Genomic DNA, 11,022 nt, shown 5'->3' on the forward strand with positions numbered 1-11,022 from the left:
GTAATTAAAATTATCAATAAAAACCATTGTTTACGTCTCATGCATCCACCATTTTTGTTATTTTATTATAGTTAACTTCTTAACATTATATCTCAAAATATACCAAAATTCATCAAAAAACTAACTCTTATAAATATTCAAAATAGTAAATATACCTGGCTAGCTTGAATCAACAACTACTTTGAGCTTTTAGAGCTGGAGCTGCTTTAGCAGTTGCAGCTTTGAAGGTGAGGAGACTCTATGTTTCAGGTGGCTGACGTAGCTTACGCGGAAATGACACACTGGTTTCTGCCGGCTAATTTGCCCTTGTAAAGAGCCTCATCAGCACTAGCAATGAGAATATCCAAGGGAATGTTTTCCCGGTATCGACATAATCCCATGGTAATCGTAATGTTTTTGCCGATGTCTGCGTGCCGGTATTCCGCTGCTGCCCTGCGTATCTCATTAGCCTTGTCATAAATGGTATCCAATCGCTCCGTCTCCAGTACGATTAAGAATTCCTCGCCGCCCCACCGGCCGACAAAGCCACAGCCGCCGATAGTTGCCTTTAATATCTCGGATAAAAGGACAAGAATTTCGTCCCCTTTAACATGCCCGAACTGATCATTAATGTCTTTAAAATGATCAATATCTGCTAAGCCAATGTAAAAATCCTTTTTCTTGTCAATGAGTTCCTTGATTTTGACAAGCACAAGCCGTCTGTTGGGCAATTTAGTCAGGTAATCCGTTTTAGACATGACTTCCATTTCCTCCAGAGCCTTTTCTAAATCGGAAGTCCGTTCCTTAACCAGGGATTCAAGATTACTGTTCATTAGCTTAAGCTCTGACAAAATCGCTTTATTCTCTTCAGCCAGCTGCTCAGCTCTTGTATAGGCATTGGAAAATTTGGCAGACAAAGAATAAGCCTGAGTAAAGGTAAATACAGAAACCCCGAAGGGAATCAGTGAAGGGGTATTGGCAAGTGTAATTTGATAAATAAAATCGTTGATAAAGGTTATCCCTAAAAATGTGAACCCTAAAAGCACGATATTGGCAAAAGGAACTCCTTCCAATACGCCAACAACTAAGCGAATAATTGCATAGCATAATAATAAAAATCCAGCTACCGCATATACGATCAATAGCCAGTCTGCTGTATTATAGGGGATCCAGAGGATGAGAAAACCAAACAATACTCCCAGAACAACACTGATCTTGACAAACCATTTGGCAAATAGTCCGTCCAACGCATAGTATAAAAATCCACACAAAGCTGCAAAGCCCACAAACACGCTTAAATAAGCTATCCGCCCATAAACAAAAAAGCTGAGATGCACATGATTTGGCAAAAAGCGTTCTCCTACCAATAGCATACGGAGGGAAAACAAGAGACAAAAAACTCCGAAATAGAGGGGGGCCCGGTCTTTTGTCCTCATCATGTAGAGACCGAAATGATAGATCCCCATAATCAACAGCATACCAAAAAGAAACAAATCCCTGCCAAGACCCAACTGTACTTCTCTGGAAATCTGAGAGGCTAAGCCGATTTTGGGCGCCACGATTGTACAATCTTGGGCTGTAAAATCGGATGTATGATAAATCAATTCCACTTCATGATTTTCCGGGGTAAAATAGGTAGTGAGTATGTCGTAATATGGAAGGCTATTCTCCCCGCTCGTCCCGACTTTTCCCACTTCACCGTTTAAATTGCCGTCTATGTATAGTTTAAAGGCAGTCAAAATGATATTTGTTCTTAGTCCATATGTCTGTGTTCCCTCGGGAAGTTTTATAACCAGCCGCAGGGTACCGTAGAATTTGTTGTCCGCAAAGGGCTTGAAATGTGCCATGCTCTCTTTGGTGCTGGGTATTTCAATAGGTGTTGGCATAACATCAACACCATTTACAAAGTCTTCATGAGTCAGAAAGCGGTTAAAATAGAAAGACCAAGTGCCTTCTAAACAAACCATTCCATTTTTCTCAAATGACCAGTCCCTTAAATCCAGGACACCGTTCCTTGGTTTTGGCGGCTGGGCGGCAGTTGGTTTATGATAAAATAAGGTCGCTGATACAAGTATAATTAGCGCTATTATTACCAATATCGAAGGGATTGTCTTTCTCATAATATCATCTCTACTTATTCAATCTGGCCCCGTTATAAAAGTAAAAAGGCTGCAGGGATGGCATATTGTCGTCTTTATTAAAGTCATCGGGGCAATACCCGTTTGCTACATATTTTGTAGAGATGAATCCCATGGCCATGAAAGTCTCTGCCGTTAATTCACTGCAAAACACTTCCGTATCCGGTGACGGTTTATTGAAAGACCTGCCTTCTAAGTAATATTTCAAGGCATTTTCAGCATTAGGAAATCCACGATCATGAACTTTGTATATAAATTCCTTAAGCTGTTCCAGCTCCCGCGGCTGTAATGAACAATTTAAACATTTCACCAGAAAATGGGTATCGTAATGCTGCTTCACATCCACCTGGATATCATTGTATGCTATTTCTCTAATCATAACTTAATCATCCTTTTAATTTATTAAGCAAAATACTTTGTAGCTTACTATATAACGGGTATTTTATACATTTAATGAAAAATTTCTTTAAATTATAATTTATTTTAACATCCCGACCACTATTTTCCAATACTAATGTGGCCTAATAGACATGGTGACCTTTCAATGTCCCTCAAGAGCTAAGTATTTAGGCCCGTTTGCATCTTATTGCAAACGGGCCACATGCGGCGCACTTATTAATTTGGATTTTTTAGCAATAAGTTGATGGAAGAGACATGATAAAAGCGGGCGTACCTTTGTATATTGGTGTCAAAGCAATCAATACACTAAAGTTTGTGGTGGATTAAAATCTGGTAGCTCATTCTATCCTTTTAATCAGGGTCCCTTTCAACTTATTTTATTACCAATAACATCAAATAACTCATTTATTAGTTTACCGTCTTCAATTTTAATGTTATTATTCCGCAAATAGTTCAAAAACAAAATAGGAATGCTCTCTGCTGATTGGATTTCATTGCAAACAATAAACTCTTTAATTAACTTATTGATGGCTGGCATATCATCTCTCTGTAATAAACGCATACCTTTCTACCTTTCCATCTTGATTATTTATTCCTTTGCTTCCAATTATTCCTACCTAAATGTATACGAAGGGGCCTTCATTTTTTTGTGGGGTTAAAGAATCCTATCAGAATATTTTGTGGGCAAAGTAATTGCGCTTCTTGACAAGCTTTTTGCACTTCAACTACTACCGTATATAGAATGGCCTGGGTATTATAGTTTCCAATTTCCCCAAATCAAGAGATATTAAACCGGAATTTTCGTAACATGGATCCTTTCTTATACAAAAAAAATGCGCTGACATGAGAATTTCTATCTTCTCAGCAAACGCATTAATATTTTTCCTTAAATTCTTCTTGATGAATGTTACTTTTGCCCGATCCTTACTTCTGGCCCGTGTGTGTATCCTACAACAGTAAAATGCTCAGATAGTCGTTCAAGTAATGAGGCATAGTCTGGTGACCTTGCTCTCAAACAAGAGGAAAGGTGCACTCCTTCTATACCGGATTGAATCATGTTTTTAATCTTACGATTTAAATCACCTCCAGTGTGAGTAAAAGCTAATAATTCTAGTTCTTCATCATATCTGGCAAAGGAATCCTTTCTCTGCAAAAAGGCGTTAAGGCAACCCTTACCTGTACAAATCTGCATGGTTTCTTCCCGCACTAAAATCCCAATCTTCATAAAATCCACCCTTAACCATTATACTACTTTTTAAATTGATAAGGTGTGGCATGTCTCACAGCCTTTCAAGGATTTATTACTTATAAATTTTCCTTTTTTATCCGCATAAGTATACCTTGGTATCTATCTAAGGCAGTGTGCAATTCGTGGCATGCTGCCACAGTTTCCGGACCAGCAGAGGAAAAATTCTCTTGTACCTGGATGGTACTTGCCCGCAATTCTGCAATTTGGTTTACTATTTTATCCAATTCAGACACCAGCATCCCTCCAACTTCAATGCTTAGTATCTCCAGCCATTCAACAAAAATGAGTCTTTGTTTAGAATGGGCTCTGTTCGTCACAAGCCTGAGCTACTTTGTAGAACTTCTCTTTTAAGTTCATCTTAACCGAGCTGCAGGCAACGAAGGGGGCCATGTTTCGGCCGATCCCATGCTCTGCTTTTAAAGAACCGCCAAATCGCTTCACGACAAGATCGCTGACGTCTTTCATCAATCCTTCATAACGGGGTAAATCCTCAGAGCGGCCAAAGTCTTGAGTAAACACAAAATGCAAATTCCCATCAAGAGCATGCCCATAAATATGGCATCAGCATAGGCATATTTGTCCAAAATTTCTCTCAAAGCTATGGTCGCCTCGGCAAGATTCTCTATAGGAAAAGCCACGTCTTCGATAACTACCCCCGTTCCCAAAGCTCTTATAGCCCCGACAGCCGGGAAAATTCCTTTTCGTATATTCCACAGGTTTTCATATTTCAGCCTTAACATCTGTGAAACTCAGGGGTAAAACTGTAGGAATGTCCTTAAGTTTATCTTCCTTCCAAGGATGAATTTTTCCGTTTCCATTTATACAAGATTGTTTACTCCTCCAGCAGCTCTTTAACCCTTTGCGGATTGCCGCCGGATTTTTCAATGATGCCACTTACTTTATCATAGCCTAAAGAGGGGGTATAAGCCGCTGCAAAAGCACAGGATAGTTCAAGGAGCTCTTTGCATCTCTCTGTATTGGGTTTGATCAGCTCTATACACTTTACACGAAACAGCTCTGCGGCATTGAGCAATAGCTCCAGGCTTTCCAGAAGAGAATCGGCAATCAGCGGCAAAAAAGCGTTAAGTTCAAATTCCCCATGAGCTGCAGCAGTTGAAATCGCCGCGTCGTTGGCCATAACCCTCATGGAAACCTGCATCACCATTTCAGGAATAACGGGATTCACTTTGCCGGGCATGATGGTACTGCCCATTTGCAGGGGGGCCAGAGTTATTTCTGAGATTCCTCCCTTAGGTCCTGAATTCATAAGCCGCAAATCATTGGCAATCTTCATTAGATTCACGGCCAGGGCTTTTAGCAGCCCCGATACCTCAACGAAGACATCATTATTCTGGGTAATATCCATGGGATACTCGGCCTGAGCTAAGCCAATTCCCGTTAATTCTCTCAGGACTTCAATAACTCCAAAACGATACTTTCTTTCCGCATTACTGCCGATACCAACCGCTGTGCCGCCGATGTTAACTTGCCGCAGCCTTTCTTCAACCTTATACAAGCGCCAGCGGTCCCTGGCCACTGCCTGAGCATAGGAACCGAATTCCTGTCCCAAGGTAATAGGAATGGCATCCATCAGTTCCGTCCGGCCCAGCTTTACAATGCTGTCGAATTCATTCTCCTTCACCTGAAGGGCCTGCTGCAGCCTGGCACAGGCTTCGCTGAGTTTTCTCAGCATCTGAATGGCCGCTATGCGCAGGGCTGTTGGGTAGACATCGTTAGTGGACTGCCCCCTGTTCACATCGTCCAAGGGATGCACGATATCATAACGACCCCTCTCATGTCCCAGCTCCCGAAGGGTAAGATTGGCAATCACCTCATTAACATTCATATTCGTTGAGGTTCCGGCCCCGCCCTGGAGTGCTTCCGTTACAAAGGCATCATCCGCTTTCCCCAGCAATATCAAGTCGCAGACTTTCGCTACAGCCTCATAAACACCATCCTTGCCCAAGCCAATCTTCTGATAGGTCAGGGCAGCAGCTTTTTTGACGGTGACCAGGGCATATATCAGCTGCAAATTCGTTCTTTTGTGCTCCAGTTTAAAATTTGCCATGGCCCGGGCAGTATGGATACCGTACAACGTTTCGTCTTCCAGGAGAATTTCTCCCAGTTTGTCTTTTTCACTGCCCATAGTCATCATCATCAATCTCTGCCAGAATATTAGGGAACATGGCAACACTTCTCTTTAAGATCCCCTGCATATAAGCTATAAGAATCCCGTAATTGGTAAAGGGCACTCCCTGGTCTGCAGCACATTGCCCGCGGTATTTCATCTCCCGTTCGTTGAGCATACAGCCGCCGCAGTGCACGATCAGTTTATACGGGGAGAGATTGTCAGGAAATTCCCTCCCAGAGGTGAATTCGATGTTCATCTGCTTTTGGGTGTAGTTTTTTATCCAGCGGGGCAGCTTCACTGTGCCGATATCGTCGCACTGCCTGTGATGGGTGCATCCCTCGGAAATGAGAATCCTGTCCCCATCCTCCAGGGATTCCAGGGCTTTAGCCCCCTTAACAGCCGGTTCCAGGGTGCCCTTGTACCGGGCGAAAAGAATGGAAAACGAGGTTAAGAAAATGTCAGGGGGTGTGTCTGCCGACACTTTGGCAAAGACCTGACTGTCAGTAATCACAAGTTTCGGCTTCTTGCCCAGGCTTTCCAGAGTTTCCCGCAGCTCAAACTCTTTAACCACAATAGCCGTGGCATCGGCTTCCAGAATATCTCGGATAGTCTGCTGCTGGGGCAGAATCAGCCTCCCCTTGGGAGCGGCCTTGTCAATGGGGGTTACCAGCACCACAAAATCCGAGGGATTAATCAGGTCTCCCACAATTTTCAGTTTGGATTCCTCAGTTACCGCCAATGCCGCTATTTGTTCCTTTAGTTTTTCAATATTGTACCCGGTTTTGGCACTGACCAATAGTTCATCCCCGGTTCTTGCCATTTCCTCTCCGGCCAGGTCTGCTTTATTGTAGGCAACAACATAATTGATCTTCTTCTCACGAAACAGAGCAATCAGTTCTTCGTCCTCCTGAGTTTTGCTGCCGGCTGCATCAATGACCAGTACAGCAACATCCGTTTTGTTAAGAACCTGTCGGCTTTTTCGAACCCGCAGTTCGCCCAGGTCACCTTCATCATCAATACCCGGGGTGTCAATGATCATAACAGGACCTAAGGGCAGGAGTTCCATGGCTTTATAGACAGGATCCGTCGTCGTACCCTTCACTTGGGAAACGACAGCCAGGTCCTGGCCTGTAACAACATTGACTATACTGGATTTGCCGGCGTTTCTCCTGCCAAAAAATCCTATATGAACCCGGTTTGCCGACGGTGTTTCATTCATTCCCATGTTGATCAGCCTCCTAAAACCGGAAATCCCGGCTGCCCTTTTCTATTTTCAGTAAGTTCTCCCTGGCAATCTCCCGAACCTTTTCCTTGGGAATATTTCCGATTTCCTTTTGGATAAGTGCTTCACCGGTAGTTTTTGTTGCCTCTGAAGCGTAATCCTCCAGATATTCCTTGAGAGTCATCAGGGCATTAGGATGGCAGCAGTTCTGAATCTGCCCGCTCTTCAAGAGACTCATAAACCGGTCGCCGGTTCTGCCTTCCCTATAGCAGGCGGTGCAAAAGCTGGGAATAAAGTCTAGGTCCATGAGCCACTTCACCACTTCATCCAAGGTTCTGGTGTCGCTGACCTCAAATTGCTGGGAATTGTCATCCTCCTCTTCAGGCTGGGCATAGCCGCCCACACTTGTTTTCGAACCTCCGCTGATTTGGGAAACGCCTAATTTAAGGACCCGTTCCCGGCATTCCTTGCTTTCTCTCGTTGAGACGATCATACCTGTGTAGGGCACCGCGACACGAATACAAGCCACAATTTTCGCAAAGATATCATCATTAATTCCGTTAGCAAAAGACGATGGGTCAATATCGTCAGCCTGACGAATTCTAGGAACGCTTATGGTATGGGGACCTACGCCAAACACCTCCTCCAGGTGCTCGGCATGCATAAGCAAGGCGGCAAATTCATAGCGGTACAATTCAAGTCCGAACAAGACCCCCAGGCCCACATCATCGATTCCCCCCTGCATAGCTCTGTCCATGGCTTCTGTATGATAAGCATAATTGTGCTTGGGACCAGTGGGGTGCAATTTTTCATAGCTCTCCTTATGGTAGGTTTCCTGAAATAAAATATAAGTTCCTATACCGGCATCCCTGAGTTTTTGATAATTTTCCACCGTGGTTGCCGCGATGTTAACGTTAACCCGGCGAATAGCTCCATTTTTATGCTTGATGCTGTAAATGGTATCAATGCATTCCAATATGTAGTCAATGGGATTGTTGACCGGGTCTTCCCCTGCTTCCAGGGCCAGGCGTTTATGCCCCATATCCTGCAGGGCTATCACTTCCTTGCGGATTTCCTCCTGAGTCATTTTCTTCCTGGCGATATGTTTATTTTTCAAATGATAGGGACAGTAGAGACAGCCATTGATACAGTAATTGGATAGGTAAAGGGGGGCAAACATAACGATACGGTTCCCGTAAAAATCCTTTTTGATTTGCTCTGCCAAGGCATAAATTTCCTGGTTTTTTTCTTCGATCTCACAGTCCAGCAAAACGGCGGCCTCCCGGTGAGAAAGCCCTTGGCGCAATTTGGCTTTGGCGATAATCCTGTCGATGAGTTCAAGATTGTTTTTGTTCTTTTCGGCGTACTCCAGGGTACTCAAAACTTCTTCATGGGATATAAATTCCTCGGCATTTGTTGATTTTGCGTCGTACATACTCAAAATTCCTTTCTTAGCGGGTCAGACAGGTCTTTCCCTTCAGTAGAATATGGTCTCCACGGGTGACGGCTATTTTATAACCGATCTTTTCGATTCGGCCTTGCAGGCAATGCCTGCATTCAGCCGCTTCGTCTCCGGTGCAGATTTTATTGTCATAGAGCAGATATTTTTTCCTGACATCTTTAGGTGAGAGATTGGGCATCACTACATTTCCCCCTGCCAGGATCCCCAGTTCCCGCCCTTCAGGATAGATTGTACCCAGGGCGGTAGTCGCCGGCAGCAGTACCGTTGGCAGAAGCAAGCGGATAATGCCTATTAAAAATAGTACCAGCTCCAAGTCCCCCGCTTTTTCCCCGGCAAAGGGCGTGTCATGGTGAGGGATAAAAGGCCCGATACCTACCATGTGGGGATTAAGTTCTTTGAGAAACATCAGGTCCTCAACAAGACAATCCGTGTTCTGGAAAGGGGACCCTACCATAAAACCGCATCCCACCTGATAGCCAATTTTTTTCAAATCATATAAACACTGTTTTCTGTTTTTGAGGAGCATTTGCTGGGGGTGAAGCCGGCCATAATGTTCCTCATTGGCTGTTTCATGCCGGAGCAGGTAGCGGTCAGCTCCGGCCTCAAAAAATGCTTTGTAGGTATCATAGCTTTTTTCGCCAATGGAAATTGTAAGAGCACAGTCGGGATGATTCTTTTTAATGGCCCGGATGATGTCCGTCATTCGTTCATCCGTGTAGTGCCCGTCTTCCCCGCCCTGGAGCACAAAGGTACGAAAACCCAGTTCATATCCCATAGCACAGCACTGGAGGATTTGCTCCTTAGTTAAACGGTAGCGCTCCGCTTTAACGTTGCTTTTCCTGATACCGCAATAGTAACAGTCATTTTTGCAATAATTGGTAAATTCAATAAGACCCCTGATATAGACATCCTGCCCATAGTTTTCAGTTTGTACTGCTCTCGCTTTGGCAAAGAGATACTCTGACAGCTCAGGGCAGCGGTTATTGATGAGTTCTTTAAATTCCGCAGGTTCCAACCCCCTGGTCTTATGCAGCTTATCGATCAGTTTTTTCATCAGATCCCCCATTTTCCGCCTTATCTTTGGACTTGGAATAGACCGCCTTTGTGCTGACTCCGGGCAATCTGCCCAGCTTTCCTGAAAGTGCACTGATAATATCCTGGGGTGCATCAACGGCCAGGCTGATGATATTAATTCCTTTTTCACGATAGGGAATACCCATTCTGCCAATGATATACCGTCCATAGTTATGTAAAATACCATTTAATTTTTCCACAGAGTCAACGTCCTCAACAATGATTCCAATGATAGCAACTCTTGTCTCCATAAAACCCCCCCCCAAAAATAAAAATGCGCCGGAAAGGCGCAAAAATCCCATCATTGATTATGAAGCTTGCTCTCCGCCTTTCGCCTTATAACTTGTATTTGGCGTCAGTCACATTATTGATTTCACTTTGTCCTAGGAACAATTCCTTAGACTCAGTTAATCTATTATAATATGTTTTTGTCTATTCTTCAATATCTATTAATATCACTGAATGAGAATGGCATCTGCTGCTTGATGTTTGAATGAATGTAATAGGATGGGGAATCATTTAGTCTTCATGATAAAGCGCATTGGCGGGCTGCTCAATTACCTTGACCTCAAGGGATGCTGGCAACTTGGAGCCTTCTTTCAGTTTGCCTATTTCTTTTTCCACCACGCCTTTTGGATCGGCGAGCAGCTCTTTAAGAAAGTTCTCGTCCTTCAGGGCCCTGACAACCAGTTTATTCGTGGCAGAATCATCTTGTAAAAATAGACAATCTTATATGAATTAGACTTTCTTTGTGATTTCCTTCCAATAAAATCTAACTATCTGCCTTGCCGTATGGCTGCCTCCCCATACTTGGCGTTTCTTTAATTGCTTCAATGGCAGTAAATCTGGTTATGCCGTGAGCTTGGAACTTAAGACCGCAGTTGGATTCTCTGGCCATGGGCGGCAGTTCGTGATAACCGATCTCCTTGGCACTGAAGGAGAAATTTTCGTTCTGTAACGTCTGCAGGAAACACGCCAGCCTTGCCCTATCTTCCAGATCAGGCCACTCGGATAAGGTAACTTCCGTGTAAATCCGAAACATGCCCGTCTCTTCAGCCAATAGCGAATAAACTCGGTCCGCGATCACCCGGGCCTCACGGCGCAAAACCTCGGGCGTGGGAAAGATAAAATAGATTTGGTCCATTTTTCCGGCATACTCTGCCGCTTGAAAATCCTGAATCCGGCAATGATGGAGTTGTATATGGGGAAAATCCCCGGTGTTTTTACCTATTATTCTTGCCTTGGCCAGGGCATAGAGTTGATCGATGGGTTCCAGCCCGATCAACAGGTGATCCTGGTCATTGGCGAATGAGAGCAGCTCCCGGCCGTCCCCACAGCCGACAAAAAGTGTTTTTGTTTTATACATTG

12 protein-coding genes and 1 pseudogene are annotated in these 11,022 nt (G+C 44.0%); 1 reads left to right on the forward strand and 12 read right to left on the reverse strand.

Annotation, left to right across the window (positions count from 1 at the left end; translation table 11 throughout):
- Positions 1 to 263: 263 nt before the first annotated feature.
- The 11 genes and pseudogenes from DESOR_RS18005 to DESOR_RS18050 all read right to left on the reverse strand — a co-directional run bounded on the left by DESOR_RS18005 (position 264) and on the right by DESOR_RS18050 (position 9,905).
- Positions 264 to 2,099, reverse strand: a complete 1,836-nt coding sequence (locus DESOR_RS18005; protein ID WP_014186012.1) for a sensor domain-containing diguanylate cyclase — start codon at positions 2,097 to 2,099, stop codon at positions 264 to 266.
- Between the two features lie 10 nt (positions 2,100 to 2,109).
- Complete coding sequence (locus DESOR_RS18010) at positions 2,110 to 2,496, reverse strand: hypothetical protein (RefSeq protein ID WP_242832347.1); 387 nt, start codon at positions 2,494 to 2,496, stop codon at positions 2,110 to 2,112.
- Between the two features lie 387 nt (positions 2,497 to 2,883).
- Positions 2,884 to 3,078, reverse strand: coding sequence for a hypothetical protein (locus tag DESOR_RS18015; protein WP_014186013.1), 195 nt, complete (start codon positions 3,076 to 3,078; stop codon positions 2,884 to 2,886).
- 345 nt (positions 3,079 to 3,423) lie between these two features.
- Entirely contained in the window at positions 3,424 to 3,741 is a 318-nt protein-coding gene (locus tag DESOR_RS18020; RefSeq protein WP_014186014.1) for a CGGC domain-containing protein, read from the reverse strand.
- Positions 3,742 to 3,821: 80 nt separating this feature from the next.
- The gene (locus tag DESOR_RS28985; RefSeq protein WP_148265286.1) at positions 3,822 to 3,998 is read right to left on the reverse strand and encodes an aspartyl-phosphate phosphatase Spo0E family protein; all 177 of its coding nucleotides are present in this window, start codon (positions 3,996 to 3,998) and stop codon (positions 3,822 to 3,824) included.
- Between the two features lie 142 nt (positions 3,999 to 4,140).
- A pseudogene (locus DESOR_RS28230) lies at positions 4,141 to 4,545 on the reverse strand (FAD-linked oxidase C-terminal domain-containing protein); the annotation flags it as partial.
- 52 nt (positions 4,546 to 4,597) lie between these two features.
- On the reverse strand, positions 4,598 to 5,923 hold the full coding sequence (locus DESOR_RS18030; RefSeq protein WP_345788346.1) for an aspartate ammonia-lyase: 1,326 nt from the start codon (positions 5,921 to 5,923) through the stop codon (positions 4,598 to 4,600).
- On the reverse strand, positions 5,901 to 7,121 hold the full coding sequence (gene hydF / locus DESOR_RS18035) for a [FeFe] hydrogenase H-cluster maturation GTPase HydF (RefSeq protein WP_014186017.1): 1,221 nt from the start codon (positions 7,119 to 7,121) through the stop codon (positions 5,901 to 5,903). Before hydF ends, DESOR_RS18030 begins: the two co-directional genes overlap by 23 nt.
- A gap of 13 nt (positions 7,122 to 7,134) precedes the next feature.
- Positions 7,135 to 8,553: a [FeFe] hydrogenase H-cluster radical SAM maturase HydG gene (gene hydG, locus DESOR_RS18040; RefSeq protein WP_014186018.1), complete on the reverse strand. Its 1,419-nt coding sequence runs from the start codon at positions 8,551 to 8,553 to the stop codon at positions 7,135 to 7,137.
- A 16-nt stretch (positions 8,554 to 8,569) separates the two neighbouring features.
- Positions 8,570 to 9,634: a [FeFe] hydrogenase H-cluster radical SAM maturase HydE gene (gene hydE, locus DESOR_RS18045; protein ID WP_014186019.1), complete on the reverse strand. Its 1,065-nt coding sequence runs from the start codon at positions 9,632 to 9,634 to the stop codon at positions 8,570 to 8,572.
- On the reverse strand, positions 9,615 to 9,905 hold the full coding sequence (locus DESOR_RS18050; RefSeq protein WP_014186020.1) for a TM1266 family iron-only hydrogenase system putative regulator: 291 nt from the start codon (positions 9,903 to 9,905) through the stop codon (positions 9,615 to 9,617). The genes hydE and DESOR_RS18050 overlap by 20 nt, the downstream gene beginning before the upstream one ends.
- A gap of 256 nt (positions 9,906 to 10,161) precedes the next feature.
- On the opposite strand from DESOR_RS18050, the gene DESOR_RS29455 reads away from it, so the two are divergent.
- Entirely contained in the window at positions 10,162 to 10,371 is a 210-nt protein-coding gene (locus DESOR_RS29455) for a hypothetical protein (protein WP_158309048.1), read from the forward strand.
- A 55-nt stretch (positions 10,372 to 10,426) separates the two neighbouring features.
- Here the strand turns inward: DESOR_RS29455 and DESOR_RS18060 are convergent, their stop codons facing one another.
- The gene (locus DESOR_RS18060) at positions 10,427 to 11,020 is read right to left on the reverse strand and encodes a class I SAM-dependent methyltransferase (RefSeq protein WP_014186021.1); all 594 of its coding nucleotides are present in this window, start codon (positions 11,018 to 11,020) and stop codon (positions 10,427 to 10,429) included.
- Positions 11,021 to 11,022: the final 2 nt, after the last annotated feature.

The sequence above is a fragment of the Desulfosporosinus orientis DSM 765 genome, from assembly GCF_000235605.1.
GTDB lineage: Bacteria > Bacillota > Desulfitobacteriia > Desulfitobacteriales > Desulfitobacteriaceae > Desulfosporosinus > Desulfosporosinus orientis.